The following is a 14,685-nucleotide window of genomic DNA, read 5'->3' as shown; positions in this document are numbered from 1 at the left end:
GCTGCTACCCGGACTTAGGGTGGGGCACATGGGGAATACGACTGATCGAGATGCGAGCAAGCGTGCCCTGCATGCCCGGCGGGCCGCTTCCTTCGGCGCCAACGCGATGGACTACGCCGACCACCGGCCGGACTACCCGTTAGCGGCCATCCGCTGGGCGCTGGAGCAGGTGCCGACCGTCCCCGCGCCGATCGTCCTCGACCTCGGGGCCGGCACCGGGAAGCTGACCGAGGGCCTGCTCGCGGCCGGCGCCTCGGTGATCGCGGTCGAGCCCGACGACGGCATGCGCGTGGAATTGATGCGGCGGCTGCCGGGCGTGCGCGCACTCGAGGGGACGGCGGAAGCGATTCCGCTCCCGGATCGTTCGGTGGACGCGATCGTGGCCGGGCAGGCGTTTCACTGGTTCGATCAACAGCGCGCTTTTCCGGAATTCGCGCGAGTTTTGCAGAAAGGCGGCGTTTTCGCCGCGCTGTGGAACACCGACGATTCACGAGTCGACTGGGTCGCCGAACTAGGCCGGATCGCGCGCTCGACGGCGTCGAGTCCACCGCTGGAACTGGCCCCCGCGGCGCTACCCGAGCACCCGCTGTTCGAGGCCTTCGAAAGCGCCAATTTCCCGCACTCCCAACGGCGGACAGCGGAATCGCTGACCGCGACCATCGGCACGCACTCGCACACCCTGGTGGTGCCGGCGCAGCAGCGGGCCGAGGTGCTCGGCCGGGTCACCGAGTATCTGCACAGCAGGCCGGAGACCGCCGAGGGCGAATTCGACCTGCCCATCGTGACTTTGGTGCTGCGCACCGCACGCCGAACCGGCTGACCGCCCACCGACTACCTGTCGCAAGGGAATTCGCACACCACACACGATTTCCGCCGCTGGCGCCTGCCCGGGCGGGGGCGCCGCGCGCTCGAACCACGTGATGCGCCAATCGGATTCGAGTAGTCGCCTACTCGGGCAAAGCCCACCCGCCCGGACATACGCTGATCGCAGAGTTCAACACAGTAGCGATAGTTCAACCGTAGCGATCAGGCCACCAACGTCGACCTGATCCGGCACCCGGGCAATGCCGCCCGACTCAATGTCACGGTCGCGCGCAACTGGCGCAAGGAACGACGACACCGATCCAGCGATTCGGCTGGGTATCGCCGCGAGGCGAGATCGTCCGGCAGGGGCCGCCACCCCCACCGGCGTCGGTGCGTATCGACTCCTCGCCACGCTGCGTCGCCGACCGCCAGTGTTCACGAACAACGTTGCGCCGCTCGATCTTCCGCACAGGAGGGGTCGGCATGGATCGACGGCGCCGATCGTGCACAACCCGGCACGGCATTCGTGTGCCGGGGTGCCTACTCCGGGCGCAGGGTGAGGATGCGGGGGCCGTTCTCGGTGACGGCGACCGTGTGCTCCCAGTGCGCGGCGCGAGTGCCGTCCACGGTGACGACGGTCCAGTCGTCATCGAGCACCTGGGTCTGGGTGGTGCCGAGGGTCAGCATCGGTTCGATCGCGAGGACCGATCCGACGACGAGTTTCGGGCCCTTGCCCGGGTCGCCCTCGTTCGCCAGGAACGGGTCGAGGTGCATCTCGCGACCGATGGCGTGACCACCGTAACCGTCGACGATGCCGTAGGCGCGGCCATGCAACTGTTCGGCGGCGCGGGTGCCGAGTTCGATGGCGTGCGAGACGTCGGAGAGCCGGTTACCGGGCACCATGGCCTCGATACCCGCCTCCATGGACAGCTTGGTCGCCTCGCTCAGCAGGCGGTCGGCGTCGATGATATTGCCGACGCCGAACGTCCACGCCGAATCACCGTGCCAGCCGTCGAGAATGGCGCCGCAGTCGATGGAGACCAGGTCGCCCTCGGTGAGGATCTCGCCCGCGGTCGGAATCCCGTGCACCACACGGTCGTTCACCGACGCGCAGATCGAGCCGGGGAAACCGTGGTAGCCCTTGAACGACGGCACCGCACCCGCATCGCGGATGAGCTGCTCGGCGACCTCGTCCAGCTCCAGGGTGGACACCCCGGGCTTGGCGGCGGCGCGCACGGCGACCAGGGCGCGGCCGACGATCGCGCCGGCCGCCGCCATGGCTTCGAGTTCACCGGTGGTGCGAAACGGCACCACCTTCTTGCTCTTGCGGCCGAAGACCATCAGCGCACCGTCGTGAAGTGCATCAGCGGCCCAGGGCGTGCAGCACGCGGGCATGCACCTCGTCGATGGTGCCGACCGCGTCCACCGGGACGACCAGGCCGTCGTAGTGCTCGAGCAGCGGCGCGGTCTCGTCGCGGTAGACGACCATCCGGTTGTGGATGACCTCGGCGTTGTCGTCGCTGCGCCCGCTGGTGCGGCCACGCTCGACCAACCGCTCGATCACGGTCGCCTCGGGCACGTCGAAGCTCAGCACCGCGTCGAGCTTCTTGTCCATCTCGGCGAGGATCTTCTCCAGCGCGTCGGCCTGATCGACCGTGCGCGGGTAGCCGTCCAGCACAAAGCCGTTCGCGGCGTCGGTCTCGTTGACCCGGGCCTCGACCATGCGGTTGGTGACATCGCTGGGCACCAGATCGCCGGCATCCATGTACTTCTGTGCTTCGCGGCCGAGCAGGGTCTGCTGGCTGATGTTCGCGCGGAACAGATCCCCGGTGGAGATGTGCGGGACGCCCAGTGTTTCCGAAAGCAGGACGGCCTGAGTGCCCTTGCCGGCACCCGGCGGACCGAGCAGTACAACTCTCACTTGAGGAACCCTTCGTAATTTCGATTCATCAGCTGGCTTTCGATCTGCTTGACCGTGTCCAGGCCGACACTCACCATGATCAGCACCGCGGTGCCGCCGAACGGGAGGTTCTGACCGTTACCGGAAGCGCCGATATCGAGGAAAAGATTCGGCAGGACAGCTACGAGACCGAGGTAGACCGAGCCGGGGAGGGTGATGCGACTCAGCACATGGTTGAGGTAATCCGCGGTGGGCTTGCCGGGGCGGTACCCCGGGATGAAGCCACCGAACTTCTTCATCTCGTCCGCGCGTTCCTCCGGGTTGAAGGTGATCGCGACGTAGAAGTAGGTGAAGAACACGATCAGACCGAAGTAGATCGCGATGTAGACCGGGTTGCCCGGGTTCACCAGGTACTTGGCGATGATCTCCTGCCACCAGCTCGGGTCCGGGTTGTTCCGCGAGGAGGTGAGCTGGGAGACCAGATTGGGCAGGTACAGCAGCGAGGACGCGAAGATCACCGGGATGACGCCGGCCTGGTTGACCTTCAACGGCAGATAGGTCGAGGAGCCGCCGTACATCTTGCGGCCGACCACGCGTTTCGCGTACTGCACCGGAATACGGCGCTGGCCCTGCTCGACGAAGATGACCGCGGTGATGATCGCGAACGCGGCGACACAGACCAGGCCGAACACCAGACCGCCGCGGCTGTCCAGGATCTGCTTGCCCTCGGTCGGGATGCGCGCGGCGATACCGGCGAAGATCAGCAGCGACATGCCGTTGCCGACACCGCGTTCGGTGATCTGCTCGCCGAACCACATGACCAGGGCCGCGCCGGCGGTCATCACCAGCACGATGATGATCATGCCGAAGATGCCGTTGTCGGCGATGATGTCCTTGTCACAGCCTTGCAGCAGCTGCTTGCGCGAGGCCAGCGCGACGAGGCCGGTGGCCTGCAGGACCGCGAGCGCGATCGACAGGTACCGGGTGTACTGCGTCATCTTGTTCTGGCCGGACTGGCCTTCCTTGCGCAGTTCCTCGAACCGCGGGATGACGACGGTCAGCAGCTGGATGATGATGCTCGCGGTGATGTACGGCATGATGCCGATCGCGAACACCGACAGCTGCAGCAGCGCGCCACCGGAAAACAGGTTGATCAGCTGGTAGATACCGCCGGAATCACCGCCGGATACCTGCTTGATGCAGTCCTGGACGGCCCTGTAATCGACGCCGGGGGACGGCAACGCGGCACCCAGACGGTACAGCGCGATCAACCCCAGCGTGAAGAGAATCTTCCGCCGTAAGTCCGGAGTCCGGAAGGCCGATACGAAGGCGGAAAGCACAGATCCTCCTGGCGAACGACATGGTGGTCAGGACATGGTTGATTCAAGCAATACTCCAGATCCGACGATGTGGCATCTGGGGACGCTGAAAACCATGACGAGGCTTGGCAGACAACAACTTGAACTCTAACAGTGGCACCGGACGAGCTTTCACTCGTCCGGTGCCACTGGTTGTCAGAGTACCGTCAGCCCAGCTCGGTGACAGTGCCACCGGCCGCAGTGATCTTTTCCTTGGCCGCGCCGGTCACCTTGTCGACGGTCACCTGGACCGCGACGCCGATCTCGCCGTCGCCGAGGACCTTCACCAGCTGGTTCTTGCGAACCGCGCCGGCCGCCACGAGCTCGGCCTTGCCGATCTCGCCGCCCTCGGGGAAGAGCTTGGCGATGACGCCGACGTTCACGACCTGGTATTCCGTGCGGAACCGGTTCGTGAAGCCCTTGAGCTTGGGCAGCCGCATGTGCAGCGGCATCTGCCCACCCTCGAAGGCGGCGGGGACGTTCTTGCGTGCCTTGGTGCCCTTGGTACCACGGCCCGCGGTCTTACCCTTGGATCCCTCACCACGGCCGACCCGAGTCTTCTCGGTCTTGGCACCGGGCGCGGGACGCAGGTGATGCAACTTGATGGTCATGTCAGACCTCCTCAACTGTCACGAGGTGGCGCACGACATTGATGAGTCCCCGGTTCTGCGAGTTGTCCTCGCGAACCACGGTCTGCCGGATCTTGCGCAGACCGAGCGTGCGCAAACTGTCACGCTGGTTCTTCTTGGCGCCGATCGTGCTCTTGATCTGGGTCACCTTGAGATCTGCCATTACCTGGCACCTCCCGCAGCCTGGGCGCGCGCACGCAGCATGCCCGCAGGGGCAACGTCCTCGAGCGGCAGGCCACGGCGAGCCGCGACCTCTTCCGGACGCTGCAGCATCTTGAGCGCCGCAACGGTCGCGTGCACGACGTTGATGGCGTTGTCGCTACCGAGCGACTTCGCCAGGATGTCATGGATGCCAGCGCATTCCAGCACGGCACGGGCCGCACCACCGGCGATCACACCGGTACCGGGCGAAGCCGGACGCAGCATGACCACACCGGCCGCCGCCTCACCCTGAACCGGGTGGACGATGGTGGAGCCGATCATCGGGACGCGGAAGAAGCTCTTGCGAGCCTCCTCGACACCCTTCTGGATGGCCGCGGGAACTTCCTTGGCCTTGCCGTAGCCGACGCCGACCAGACCGTTGCCGTCACCGACGATCACGAGGGCGGTGAAGCTGAAGCGACGACCACCCTTCACGACCTTGGAGACGCGGTTGATCGCGACGACGCGCTCGAGCTGGTTCTTCTCGGCCTGCTGGTCGCGACGGTCGTTGCCGCCCCGACGGTCGCGGCCACCGCCGCGCTGGTTGTCGCCGCCACCGGCGGCACCATTCTGCTGTCCGGCGGGTCCGTTGCCGCCGTCACGCCGTTGACGTCCCGGCATCAGACGTTCCTTCCGTTGGTCTTGATCATCAGAACTTCAACCCACCTTCGCGAGCAGCGTCGGCGAGCGCCGCGATGCGGCCGTGGTAGTCGTGACCACCACGGTCGAACACGACGGCCTCGACGCCGGCAGCCTTGGCCCGTGCGGCCAGCAGTTCGCCGACCTTCTTGCTCTTGGCCGACTTGTCGCCGTCCAGTGCACGCACGTCCGCCTCGATCGAGGACGCGGCGGCGAGGGTCTTGCCCACCGAGTCGTCGATCAGCTGCGCGTGCAGGTGCCGCGAGGAGCGGTTGACCACCAGGCGCGGACGCTCGGTGGTGCCTTCGACCTTCTTGCGCAGACGGAAGTGACGGCGGGTCTTCGACAGACGACGCGTCGTGGACACGTCCTTGCCGCGCGGCTTGCGCTTGGCGATCTGGTTTTCGGTTTGCGCCATGATCACTTACCCGTCTTTCCGACCTTGCGGCGAACGACCTCGCCGGCGTAGCGGATGCCCTTGCCCTTGTACGGGTCGGGCTTACGCAGTCCGTGGATCACAGCGGAGATCTGACCGACCGCCTGCTTGTCGATTCCGGACACGGAGAACTTGGTGGGCGATTCCACCGCGAAGGTGATGCCCGCCGGGGCCTCGATCGGCACCGGGTGGCTGTAGCCGAGGGCGAACTCCAGGTTCGAGCCCTTGGCCTGCACGCGGTAACCGACACCGAAGATTTCCATCTTCTTCTCGTAGCCCTTGGTCACGCCTTCGACCATGTTGGCGACGAGGGTGCGGGTCAGGCCGTGCAGCGAGCGGTTCTGCCGCTCGTCGTTCGGGCGAACGACCTCGAGCTGGCCGTCTTCACCCTTGCTGATGGTGATCGGCTCGGCGACGGTGTGCGTCAGGGTGCCCTTGGGACCCTTGACCGACACCTGCTGGCCGTCGATGGTGATCTCGACGCCGGCCGGAACTGCGATGGGCTTCTTGCCAATACGCGACATTTGTCCTACCTCCCCTTACCAGACGTAGGCGAGGACTTCCCCGCCTACACCTTGCTTGGCCGCCTGGCGATCGGTGAGCAGACCGGTCGACGTGGAGATGATCGCCACGCCGAGGCCGCCCAGGACCTTGGGCAGGTTGGTGGACTTCGCGTACACACGCAGACCCGGCTTCGAGACGCGGCGCAGGCCCTGCAGGCTGCGCTCACGGCTGGGGCCGTACTTGAGGTCGACAACGAGGGCCTTGCCCACGGTCGCGTCCTCGGTCCGGTAATCGGCGATGTAGCCCTCGCGCTTGAGGATCTCGGCGATGTTCGCCTTGAGCTTCGAGTGCGGAGCCTTCACCTGATCGTGGTACGCCGAGTTGGCGTTGCGCAGACGAGTCAAGAAGTCCGCGATCGGATCAGTCATGGTCATGGTTAGACCTCGACACCTTTCTCGCTACGGTTCCCATGCAACACCGCCATGTACAAGACATGCCGATCGTGGGCCTACAGCAATTGGGCTGGTCCGGCCGACGCTTGCCGACCGGATGAGTTCTCAAGATGAGTTCTCGGTGCCAGGGACGGGCCGCAGGTGTCTGGTCAGTGATTGCACACAGACCTGCGGACACAGAGGTGCCCAGGCAACCGGTCTAGTGTAGACAACGCCCAGCTGGCGGCCAAATCCGGGGGCTTGAGCCTGCCCACCTGGCCCTCCTCCGAAGGATCGGACTCCGCACAGTGCGTCGACTCGACCTGAACCCCGCGAAGAAGCTGCGCAATCCCGGCCGTCACCTGCCTCGCGACATTATTCGCCGCGGCCGAAGCTGTCGAAAATTCCCCGCGCCGCCCTCCCCACAGCCGCGTCGCCTGCTTGGTGACCACACCCGACCTATTCAGCTCCGAGGTCACAATCTTCCTGTCGGAGGAGACAAATCTCCTCGAATTCGACGAGGACCTCCCCAAGCACTTGATTACCAGAACCCACTGGACCTGGACCTATCCCCACCGCCAGCAACGGGTGCGCTGAGCACGCACACTCGTCGGGACGTGATGGAGAGAAACGCCGACTAAGAGGTGCACCATGTCCCGCTCGGCACACGAGGCGCCGGGTTCAGTCCGCACTCAATTTATTTCAGACCCCGAAATCGCGCACTGATGTCTTGCACGTCTTCGATTGAGCCTTTGGCAACCTCCACGACCAACGCTTCCGCACCGTCGACATCCAGGGGCAATGTCACCCCGTTCAGACCGAGGAACACCACTGCCGATATCCAGGCCGTGCGCTTGTTGCCATCAACGAACGGATGATTGATCGTCAGCGATTGCAGCAGCGCAGAAGCCTTGTCGAACAGATCCGCATACGCCTCCTGCCCGAACATCCCCGACGAAGGTCGGTGGACGGCGGAATCGAGCAGACCGAGATCCCGGACCTGCACCGGTCCGCCGAACGCAACCTCTGCGATGTGCAGTACATCCTCCAGATCGAGGTACTCGGTCACTTGAGCCGTTCCATGAGCTCGGCCCACCGAGTCACTTCACCGGCAGCGAGCGCGCGAACCCTGTCGCGGTGAGCATGCCGAGCCAGGTACTCCTGCACTGCCTTGTTGATCAGCGCATTCATGCTCATCCCCTCGGCGACGGCCTGGTCGCGGAGCAGGTTGCTGGTCTCGTCATCGGTGCGATAGTTGATCGTCGTCATGCCACCCATCCTACCGGAGTGGCCCCACGATGGCCCCATGCCGATCTGCGATCAGAACGCTTAGCTACGGCCGATACTCGTGAAATTCCCACCTGGCGATTTTGCCGATCTCCACCGCCAGTTCCGGCCAAGTCGGGCGCTCGATATCGCGCAGCAAGTCATCGGCGTGCCGCTTGATCAACGCGACATCGATTCGCTCCAGCACCAGCAGGTAGCGGTTCGAGTTCGAGTCCGCAACAGACTCTGGACTGTGGATATGTTTCAGTTCAGCCTTCATCGTCGACCATCGCCGACCGCCGCCGATGCCAGTGGAAGCCAGGCGCTCCGGCTAGTCGGATTGGCCGGAGCGGCCTACGCTTACAGTACGAGTACGCAGATTTCACGCGCTGCGCAGATTCTTTTGAAGCTCGAAAGCCTGTCGCAGGAAGGCGAGGAAAGAATTCGCCAGCAGCTGATTTTCCGGACTCCCCTCCTGGTACGCATATACAGCGTCGGAGTCCGGATCGAAGAAATACACTTTATAGCCTTGATGGTGCCCAAAGAAGAAGCGATCACGCAAAGACAGCGCCTCCCCCGGCCCGCTGCTTATATCTGCCGCCGCCTCGTTTGCCTCTAGCAATGAAGGATAGAACAGGTCGGTGCCCACGAAAAAGCTTCCCGCACCCCTACCCAGTACCTTCAAGAATGCAAGATATTCGCCTGGGATCGGAAACCCGCCTGGGGCCGCGGATACAACCTCTGCGATCTCGCCGGCGGTGCAACCAACGATCTCGTCAACCGTTGCAAACCCCGACCCGACGAGGTCTCGGCATATGGCTCTCATGGACTCTAAATTCTCCGTATTAGCCATACGTCACGCCTAACTCCAAGCCGTAGGTCGCAGCTTGTCACGCATCCCTTCATGTGGCATCGAGATCAGCCACTCTCGGAGATTCGAAACTCCGGATCCGCACTGGTGCAAATCTGCACTTTTCCCCAATCGCCGACCACGGTGTACACCCCGTCCGAACTGGTCAACGAATCAATATTGCCCATGTCCTCGGTACCGGTTGCATCTTTGTATTTTCGGAACGACCGATCAAGCCACTCGACACTGCGAACTTCACCGAAGACGAGCTCACCGTCAACATAGCAATACTGCTCACCAGCCGCAGGCGCGTGATATCGAGGGTGATCAGGCGTCAAGACCGCTTCGAGCACAAACCTGATTTCAGTCGCATCCTCGGCGATGTCTATCACATAACTGTCCTCTAAATAGAGGCCTGCAAGAGTTGAATAGTCCGTGTAATTTAGCGTCATGGTAGGTCCCAATCAATCGACGTATGGTTATCCGGGCTTTTACGCGTGACAGGGTTTCCATATGGATCCGTTCGCTGCCCGGTGCTATCCCTGATCTCAACGTGAGGATCTCCACTGCCAGGCGCTCTATCGCTCCCCTTCTTGATTGTTATTCGTACAATTCCGTTCTCGTCCGTGTATTTTAGCGGGCCATTCTCGGTCTGCGATCTGGTCCAGCCCTGGTTTTTCGCAAAATCTTCGATCTCACTGGCTTTGGGCGTCCGCCCTTGGAAGAGATCCTCGAACTTCTTGCGGTTGAAGGGATTCAACGATCCGACAGCCTTGCGTATCCGCTCGTACAGATCCTCGACAGCTTGGCGGCCCTTTGCCAGCGCAGTCCTCGCATCGTCCGCGAGGCCCCTCAGCTGCAAGACCTTGCGGGCACGCCAGGCAGAAACGGATGCTTTGATCTTCCCGGCCCATTTGTGGGCCGATTCGGCGGCTTTGGCGCCGGCGATCAGACCGCCGACACCCGTCAGGCAGGAGGCTATGACGATGACTGCCACGTTGATAGCGGCTTCTTCGATGATGGCTTCGATGAAACCCTTGATCTCGTTGCGGAGTTCGACGATCGATTCTTTGTAGTCGAGGCAGGTCTTGCTGATCTGGGTGCAGGTGGTGAGGAGTTGTCCGATGGACGTCTCCAGGGTTTTCAGGTCTTCGCGGACCTGTACCGCGTCCTTGGATGTCACATCATCGAAGAGGCCGGCGGCGATGGTGATTTTGTCTTTGGCGTTGGTGTTCTGGTAGATCGTGCCGAGACGGTCCCAGGCGTCGGCGGCCTTGGTCAGGGTGTCGGTGTTGCCGTCGGGGAGAGGGCAATTGATGGCGTCGAGTACTTCGATGGAAGTCTTCGCCAAGCCTTGCGGGGTTCCGCCTGCGGCCGATGCCGGAAGTGCGTAGGGCCCGAAGGTCGCTGTCGATGCCGAGTCGGCCGGTCTGTCTGGTTGTGCCGTACCTTTCAGTGCGGCATCGGATTTGGCGTGTTCGAAACCGACGTCGTTGAGGGCGGTGCCGTAGGCGCGCAGGGTCGAGAAGGTCTGGTCGAAGAACGACACGGCATCGCGGGCTGATTCGTCGTAGGAGGCTGCCCAGGCGCGGCCGTCCTCGTCGCGGCCTGCCATCTGTCCACAGCTGTTGAGTTCGCCGAAGACGTATTTGAAGCTGTCGTTCAGCGCGGCAGCGGCGTCGAAGCAGTTGACCGCGGCCTGGTAGTAGACCTTGGGATCTACCTCGAGCTTGCTCATACGCCGAGAATCCGCAGGGTCTGGGATGCGGCGTTGGTGTAGCTGTCATGAGCGGTCTTCAACGCCGCTTCCAGAGCCACTAGCCCGTCCTGCATGTCGGTAACCCCCGCCATCCATTCGGTGTGCGCCTGGCTGTAGGCCACGGCTGCCGTACCGACCCACACGCCTTCCACTTCCTTGGCCTTCGCCTCGAGCTGCGCCAGCCGATCGGCAACCGCGGCCTTGTATGCGCGCATGCGAGCGGCCAACTCCTCGAGTTTGTCGAGGTCGACCGAGAAAGCCGGCGTATCAGCGGTCATGAGATCGGCCCCCGTTCAAGGTAAGTCCAGGGAGCTGATGCCTAAGGCGAACGACTGGTCGGCCGACTGGAGTGTCTCAGCGGTCACGCCCAGCTTTTCGGCCAGCTCGATCAATGCATCCCACACTTGGTCGGCACCTTCATGGAACTCGTCCCAGGCGGCGGTGAAAGCACCCGCATTGTTCCCCGCCCAGCTGTCGATCGTGGCCTTCGTGTCGGTGACCAGCGACGAATACCCGGACTTCAATTCGTCCGCGATCTGGTAGGCCATGCGCCCCAGCGCTTTCACCTCTTCGGGCTCAACCGATAGCGACGGTGGATCGCTCATGGCTGATCAGTTCCTTTCGGTGGCGGCTCAGGTGCTCTGTTCTTACTCTGACGCACCGGATGCTGTCCCGGTTCCACGAGGGGATCAGATGTTGAGGTGGGTTTTGATTATTGGGGCGACTCGGGCGGTCAGTTCGTCCAGGTTTTCCGAGGCGATGGGTTCTACTCGCAGGATGTAGCGGAGGTAGGCGATGCCGAGTAGTTGGGCCATCGCTAGGTCGATTCGTAGTTCCGCGTCGGGGGCGGGGAGTGCGGCCGCGATCTGGACGTAGACCTGGCCCTGGATGAATTCGCGGACCAGGTTGGCGGATTCTTCGTGGGTTGCGGCGCCGCGGAGGATTGCCAGGAGGGGGGCGCGGGTTTCCGGGTGGTCCCAGGCTTCGAAGAACACTCGGGTCAGCCGCTCGCCGGTTTCGCTCGGGTCGCCCTGGGTGATGCGGGCCGCGATGTCGGCCGGCTCGAACGGCCAGCCCATGGTGGCGCGGAACAGGTCGGCCTTGCTGCCAAAATAGTGCCTGATCAGCGCGGGGTCGACGGCGGCAGCGGTGGCGACCGCGCGCACGGTTGTCTTGTCGTAGCCGGTTTCGGCGAAGATGCGTCGCGCCGTCGTCAGCAGTAGTTCCCGGGTGTCGGTCTTGCCGGGGCGTCGTCCGATCGGAGGCATGATGACGGAAACTCTACAACCGTTGATTTCCTGCTTTCCGCCGCGATACGCTGAGCGCAGTAATTCCACAAGTGAGGAGTTCCCGAGATGCCTGCTCCACGTTGGGTCGCTCGCGCGAACCGCATCGGACTCAACCGACTCACCAGGTTCATCGCTCCCTGGGCACCGGGCTGGGCGGTGGTGGTTCATCGTGGACGCAAATCGGGCCGGACCTTCCGAACGCCGCTGTGGGCGTTCCGGCGCGAAGGCGGATATGTGATCGCACTGACCTACGGACCCGAATCCGATTGGGTGCGAAACGTTCTCGCCGCCGGCGGTTGCCAACTCGAGTCCAGGCGCCGGCGCTACGAGGTCGATAGCCCTCGCGTGTACCGCGACGACAGCGCCGCCGACATGCCGCCGTTCATCCGCTTCATGCTCCGCAGGGTCCTCGCCGCACCGGACTTCCTCAGCGTCGACATCCGCCGCGAACTGTAGTCCGCACACCGAAGTGCATGATCAGCAATCATGCAGCACATTGGATGCAACAAAGCCGCAATGCGGCTGTACACGGGTGTTCTGCCGGAGCCAAGACCTACTTCACCGCGATCCAGCAACCTCGATAGGACATCTCAGCGAACCCCACGTGACCTCTATTGGGCAGGCGACCGAGCTGCGCATACTACGTAGGTGCTCGCGACCGGGCGTAACACTCCGAACGCGGGTCACGGTGTATCGAAGGAACCATCTGCACCACGTCGAGGAAGGACCGCGGGTGAACGTCCTGGTCGAAATGACCGCCCTGACCCTGAGCCGCCCCACTGCCGGGGCCGGCGACATCGAGCGTGCGGCCTGGTACGAGGCCAAAGCCAATCTGCATTCGTACCTCGCCGGACAAGGCGGCACCGACGCCGCGCGGGAAACCGCGTTGGCAGTCAGCGCCCACCAGCGCTCGCTGGAATTGCTGGGCCAGCTCAACTGACGAATTCAACGGCGAAGAACGCACAAAGGCTCGGCCTCCACCGGAGGCCGAGCCTTTGTTCAGTTAAAAGTCCTAGTCGACTGCACTCACGCGGAGGGCAGGATCACCAGGAGCTCTTGTGCACGCCCGGCAGCTCGCCGCGGTGCGCCATCTCGCGAAGGCAGACACGGCAGAGGCCGAACTTGCGGTAGACGGCGTGCGGGCGACCGCAACGCTGGCAGCGGGTGTAGGCGCGAACGGCGAACTTCGGCTTGGCCTCAGCCTTGATCCGCAGTGCTTTCTTGGCCATCGTCAGTTCTCCTTGAACGGGAAGCCGAGGTGCTTGAGCAGGGCGCGGCCCTCTTCGTTGTTCGTCGCGGTGGTCACGACGGTGATGTCCATACCGCGCGGACGGTCGATGGAGTCCACGTCGATCTCGTGGAACATCGACTGCTCGCTGAGGCCGAACGTGTAGTTGCCGTTGCCGTCGAACTGCTTCGGCGACAGGCCGCGGAAGTCGCGGATACGGGGCAGCGCGATGGAGACCAGGCGATCCAGGAACTCCCACATGCGATCGCCACGCAGCGTGACCTTCGCACCGATGGGCATGCCCTCACGCAGCTTGAACTGCGCGATCGACTTGGTCGCCTTGCGGATCTCCGGCTTCTGGCCGGTGATCAGCTCGAGGTCCTTGACCGCACCGTTGATGAGCTTCGCGTCGCGGGCGGCGTCGCCGACACCCATGTTCACGACAACCTTGACCACGCCCGGGATCTGCATCACGTTGGCGTAGTCGAACTCGCTGTTCAGCGCGTCCTTGATCTCGGCCCGGTAGCGCGCCTTCAGGCGCGGCTGGGTCTGCTCAGAGGTAGTCATGTCAGATGTCCTTCCCGTTGTTACGGGAGATCCGGACCCGCTTGCCGCTCTCCTCGTCGGTCCGGTAACCGACGCGGGTCGGCTTGCCATCGGAGTCGACGATCATCACGTTGGACACGTGGATCGGAGCTTCCTGGGTCACGATGCCACCCGAAGAGGCGCCACGCTGGTTGGTGGAGTTCGCGACGTGCTTCTTGATCCGGTTGACGCCCTCGACCAGGATCCGGTTGCGCTCGGGGTAGGCCTGAATGACCTTGCCCTTGGCGCCCTTGTCCTTACCCGAGATGACGAGCACGGTGTCGCCCTTGTGCACCTTCATGTCAGAGCACCTCCGGGGCCAGCGAAACGATCTTCATGAACTTCTTCTCGCGCAGCTCACGGCCGACCGGGCCGAAGATGCGAGTGCCACGCGGGTCGTTGTCCGCCTTGATCAGCACGGCCGCGTTCTCGTCGAACTTGATGTACGAACCGTCCGGGCGACGGCGCTCCTTGGTGGTGCGCACGATGACGGCCTTGACGACCTCACCCTTCTTGACGTTGCCACCGGGGACAGCGTCCTTCACGGTAGCGACGATGATGTCGCCGATACCGGCATAGCGACGCGACGAACCACCGAGAACGCGGATGCAAAGGATTTCCTTCGCGCCCGTGTTGTCGGCGACGCGCAGTCGCGACTCCTGCTGAATCACTTCAGCTCCTCCTGGACCTGGATGTATACGCACGCCGGATTGCCGACCCGACGGGCATGGTCAGTTGCCCTCCGGACGCGCGCCTGCCAGCGGTTTCGTGGATCCGAATGTGCAACTCGAGAACCAACCACTGGG

26 protein-coding genes are annotated in these 14,685 nt (G+C 63.5%); 4 read left to right on the top strand and 22 right to left on the bottom strand.

Annotated features, from left to right (window positions below):
• Positions 1-28: 28 nt before the first annotated feature.
• Positions 29-820: a class I SAM-dependent methyltransferase gene (locus F3087_RS23085; RefSeq protein ID WP_150404115.1), complete on the top strand. Its 792-nt coding sequence runs from the start codon at positions 29-31 to the stop codon at positions 818-820.
• A 524-nt stretch (positions 821-1,344) separates the two neighbouring features.
• Here F3087_RS23085 and map read toward each other — a convergent pair.
• The 9 genes from map to rpsH all read right to left on the bottom strand — a co-directional run bounded on the left by map (position 1,345) and on the right by rpsH (position 6,905).
• A complete protein-coding gene (gene map, locus F3087_RS23080) occupies positions 1,345-2,145 on the bottom strand; it encodes a type I methionyl aminopeptidase (RefSeq protein ID WP_150404114.1) in 801 nt (266 codons plus the stop codon).
• Between the two features lie 22 nt (positions 2,146-2,167).
• Positions 2,168-2,725 carry an adenylate kinase gene (locus F3087_RS23075; RefSeq protein ID WP_150404113.1) on the bottom strand — a complete coding sequence of 186 codons (558 nt, stop codon included), beginning with the start codon at positions 2,723-2,725 and terminating at the stop codon, positions 2,168-2,170.
• Positions 2,722-4,044: a preprotein translocase subunit SecY gene (gene secY, locus F3087_RS23070; RefSeq protein ID WP_150404112.1), complete on the bottom strand. Its 1,323-nt coding sequence runs from the start codon at positions 4,042-4,044 to the stop codon at positions 2,722-2,724. Before secY ends, F3087_RS23075 begins: the two co-directional genes overlap by 4 nt.
• A gap of 185 nt (positions 4,045-4,229) precedes the next feature.
• The gene (gene rplO, locus F3087_RS23065) at positions 4,230-4,673 is read right to left on the bottom strand and encodes a 50S ribosomal protein L15 (RefSeq protein ID WP_150404111.1); all 444 of its coding nucleotides are present in this window, start codon (positions 4,671-4,673) and stop codon (positions 4,230-4,232) included.
• Position 4,674: 1 nt separating this feature from the next.
• Entirely contained in the window at positions 4,675-4,854 is a 180-nt protein-coding gene (rpmD, locus tag F3087_RS23060) for a 50S ribosomal protein L30 (RefSeq protein ID WP_150404110.1), read from the bottom strand.
• Positions 4,854-5,513, bottom strand: coding sequence for a 30S ribosomal protein S5 (gene rpsE, locus F3087_RS23055; protein ID WP_107654159.1), 660 nt, complete (start codon positions 5,511-5,513; stop codon positions 4,854-4,856). Before rpsE ends, rpmD begins: the two co-directional genes overlap by 1 nt.
• Positions 5,514-5,541: 28 nt before the next feature.
• Positions 5,542-5,949 carry a 50S ribosomal protein L18 gene (gene rplR / locus F3087_RS23050; protein WP_150404109.1) on the bottom strand — a complete coding sequence of 136 codons (408 nt, stop codon included), beginning with the start codon at positions 5,947-5,949 and terminating at the stop codon, positions 5,542-5,544.
• Between the two features lie 2 nt (positions 5,950-5,951).
• Entirely contained in the window at positions 5,952-6,491 is a 540-nt protein-coding gene (gene rplF / locus F3087_RS23045; RefSeq protein ID WP_150404108.1) for a 50S ribosomal protein L6, read from the bottom strand.
• Between the two features lie 15 nt (positions 6,492-6,506).
• Positions 6,507-6,905, bottom strand: a complete 399-nt coding sequence (rpsH, locus tag F3087_RS23040) for a 30S ribosomal protein S8 (protein WP_069161946.1) — start codon at positions 6,903-6,905, stop codon at positions 6,507-6,509.
• A gap of 345 nt (positions 6,906-7,250) precedes the next feature.
• On the opposite strand from rpsH, the gene F3087_RS47470 reads away from it, so the two are divergent.
• Entirely contained in the window at positions 7,251-7,499 is a 249-nt protein-coding gene (locus tag F3087_RS47470) for a DUF3916 domain-containing protein (protein ID WP_150404138.1), read from the top strand.
• A gap of 100 nt (positions 7,500-7,599) precedes the next feature.
• Here F3087_RS47470 and F3087_RS23030 read toward each other — a convergent pair whose 3' ends face one another.
• The 9 genes from F3087_RS23030 to F3087_RS22990 all read right to left on the bottom strand — a co-directional run bounded on the left by F3087_RS23030 (position 7,600) and on the right by F3087_RS22990 (position 12,045).
• On the bottom strand, positions 7,600-7,971 hold the full coding sequence (locus F3087_RS23030) for a type II toxin-antitoxin system death-on-curing family toxin (protein WP_223885276.1): 372 nt from the start codon (positions 7,969-7,971) through the stop codon (positions 7,600-7,602).
• Entirely contained in the window at positions 7,968-8,171 is a 204-nt protein-coding gene (locus F3087_RS23025) for a CopG family transcriptional regulator (protein WP_150404106.1), read from the bottom strand. The genes F3087_RS23030 and F3087_RS23025 overlap by 4 nt, the downstream gene beginning before the upstream one ends.
• Positions 8,172-8,235: 64 nt before the next feature.
• Complete coding sequence (locus F3087_RS23020; RefSeq protein WP_150404105.1) at positions 8,236-8,448, bottom strand: Imm8 family immunity protein; 213 nt, start codon at positions 8,446-8,448, stop codon at positions 8,236-8,238.
• A 102-nt stretch (positions 8,449-8,550) separates the two neighbouring features.
• A complete protein-coding gene (locus F3087_RS46035; protein ID WP_223885275.1) occupies positions 8,551-8,817 on the bottom strand; it encodes a hypothetical protein in 267 nt (88 codons plus the stop codon).
• Between the two features lie 269 nt (positions 8,818-9,086).
• Complete coding sequence (locus F3087_RS23010) at positions 9,087-9,410, bottom strand: hypothetical protein (RefSeq protein ID WP_223885274.1); 324 nt, start codon at positions 9,408-9,410, stop codon at positions 9,087-9,089.
• A gap of 56 nt (positions 9,411-9,466) precedes the next feature.
• On the bottom strand, positions 9,467-10,756 hold the full coding sequence (locus F3087_RS23005) for a WXG100-like domain-containing protein (RefSeq protein ID WP_150404102.1): 1,290 nt from the start codon (positions 10,754-10,756) through the stop codon (positions 9,467-9,469).
• Positions 10,753-11,055, bottom strand: coding sequence for a WXG100 family type VII secretion target (locus F3087_RS23000; protein WP_150404101.1), 303 nt, complete (start codon positions 11,053-11,055; stop codon positions 10,753-10,755). The genes F3087_RS23005 and F3087_RS23000 overlap by 4 nt, the downstream gene beginning before the upstream one ends.
• Positions 11,056-11,070: 15 nt before the next feature.
• On the bottom strand, positions 11,071-11,382 hold the full coding sequence (locus F3087_RS22995; protein ID WP_150404100.1) for a WXG100 family type VII secretion target: 312 nt from the start codon (positions 11,380-11,382) through the stop codon (positions 11,071-11,073).
• An 84-nt stretch (positions 11,383-11,466) separates the two neighbouring features.
• A complete protein-coding gene (locus F3087_RS22990; protein ID WP_150404099.1) occupies positions 11,467-12,045 on the bottom strand; it encodes a TetR/AcrR family transcriptional regulator in 579 nt (192 codons plus the stop codon).
• A gap of 87 nt (positions 12,046-12,132) precedes the next feature.
• Between F3087_RS22990 and F3087_RS22985 the strand changes: the two genes are divergently transcribed.
• Entirely contained in the window at positions 12,133-12,522 is a 390-nt protein-coding gene (locus tag F3087_RS22985) for a nitroreductase family deazaflavin-dependent oxidoreductase (protein ID WP_150404098.1), read from the top strand.
• Positions 12,523-12,799: 277 nt separating this feature from the next.
• Positions 12,800-13,006, top strand: coding sequence for a hypothetical protein (locus F3087_RS22980; protein ID WP_150404097.1), 207 nt, complete (start codon positions 12,800-12,802; stop codon positions 13,004-13,006).
• A gap of 103 nt (positions 13,007-13,109) precedes the next feature.
• Here the strand turns inward: F3087_RS22980 and F3087_RS22975 are convergent, their stop codons facing one another.
• The 4 genes from F3087_RS22975 to rplN are packed head-to-tail and all read right to left on the bottom strand — an operon-like array spanning position 13,110 to position 14,550.
• Positions 13,110-13,295, bottom strand: coding sequence for a type Z 30S ribosomal protein S14 (locus F3087_RS22975; RefSeq protein ID WP_040731429.1), 186 nt, complete (start codon positions 13,293-13,295; stop codon positions 13,110-13,112).
• A gap of 2 nt (positions 13,296-13,297) precedes the next feature.
• Positions 13,298-13,861 carry a 50S ribosomal protein L5 gene (gene rplE, locus F3087_RS22970; RefSeq protein WP_150404096.1) on the bottom strand — a complete coding sequence of 188 codons (564 nt, stop codon included), beginning with the start codon at positions 13,859-13,861 and terminating at the stop codon, positions 13,298-13,300.
• Between the two features lies 1 nt (position 13,862).
• Positions 13,863-14,180 (bottom strand): 50S ribosomal protein L24, encoded by a 318-nt coding sequence (gene rplX, locus F3087_RS22965; RefSeq protein ID WP_150404095.1) that lies wholly within the window; start codon positions 14,178-14,180, stop codon positions 13,863-13,865.
• Between the two features lies 1 nt (position 14,181).
• On the bottom strand, positions 14,182-14,550 hold the full coding sequence (rplN, locus tag F3087_RS22960) for a 50S ribosomal protein L14 (protein ID WP_107654146.1): 369 nt from the start codon (positions 14,548-14,550) through the stop codon (positions 14,182-14,184).
• Between the last annotated feature and the right edge of the window lie 135 nt (positions 14,551-14,685).

This window comes from Nocardia colli (genome assembly GCF_008704205.1).
Lineage (GTDB): Bacteria > Actinomycetota > Actinomycetes > Mycobacteriales > Mycobacteriaceae > Nocardia > Nocardia colli.
Note: the sequence above shows the minus strand (reverse complement) of the source record. Positions and strands in the feature narration are given on the sequence as shown.

Coding starts and splice junctions, on each gene's coding strand:
- F3087_RS23085 (WP_150404115.1), top strand. CDS start 29: ATGGGGAATACGACTGATCGAGATGCGAGCAAGCGTGCCCTGCATGCC.
- map (WP_150404114.1), bottom strand. CDS start 2,145: ATGGTCTTCGGCCGCAAGAGCAAGAAGGTGGTGCCGTTTCGCACCACC.
- rplO (WP_150404111.1), bottom strand. CDS start 4,673: ATGACCATCAAGTTGCATCACCTGCGTCCCGCGCCCGGTGCCAAGACC.
- rpmD (WP_150404110.1), bottom strand. CDS start 4,854: ATGGCAGATCTCAAGGTGACCCAGATCAAGAGCACGATCGGCGCCAAG.
- rpsE (WP_107654159.1), bottom strand. CDS start 5,513: ATGCCGGGACGTCAACGGCGTGACGGCGGCAACGGACCCGCCGGACAG.
- rplR (WP_150404109.1), bottom strand. CDS start 5,949: ATGGCGCAAACCGAAAACCAGATCGCCAAGCGCAAGCCGCGCGGCAAG.
- rplF (WP_150404108.1), bottom strand. CDS start 6,491: ATGTCGCGTATTGGCAAGAAGCCCATCGCAGTTCCGGCCGGCGTCGAG.
- rpsH (WP_069161946.1), bottom strand. CDS start 6,905: ATGACCATGACTGATCCGATCGCGGACTTCTTGACTCGTCTGCGCAAC.
- F3087_RS23025 (WP_150404106.1), bottom strand. CDS start 8,171: ATGACGACGATCAACTATCGCACCGATGACGAGACCAGCAACCTGCTC.
- F3087_RS23020 (WP_150404105.1), bottom strand. CDS start 8,448: ATGAAGGCTGAACTGAAACATATCCACAGTCCAGAGTCTGTTGCGGAC.
- F3087_RS23005 (WP_150404102.1), bottom strand. CDS start 10,756: ATGAGCAAGCTCGAGGTAGATCCCAAGGTCTACTACCAGGCCGCGGTC.
- F3087_RS23000 (WP_150404101.1), bottom strand. CDS start 11,055: ATGACCGCTGATACGCCGGCTTTCTCGGTCGACCTCGACAAACTCGAG.
- F3087_RS22995 (WP_150404100.1), bottom strand. CDS start 11,382: ATGAGCGATCCACCGTCGCTATCGGTTGAGCCCGAAGAGGTGAAAGCG.
- F3087_RS22990 (WP_150404099.1), bottom strand. CDS start 12,045: ATGCCTCCGATCGGACGACGCCCCGGCAAGACCGACACCCGGGAACTA.
- F3087_RS22985 (WP_150404098.1), top strand. CDS start 12,133: ATGCCTGCTCCACGTTGGGTCGCTCGCGCGAACCGCATCGGACTCAAC.
- F3087_RS22975 (WP_040731429.1), bottom strand. CDS start 13,295: ATGGCCAAGAAAGCACTGCGGATCAAGGCTGAGGCCAAGCCGAAGTTC.
- rplE (WP_150404096.1), bottom strand. CDS start 13,861: ATGACTACCTCTGAGCAGACCCAGCCGCGCCTGAAGGCGCGCTACCGG.
- rplX (WP_150404095.1), bottom strand. CDS start 14,180: ATGAAGGTGCACAAGGGCGACACCGTGCTCGTCATCTCGGGTAAGGAC.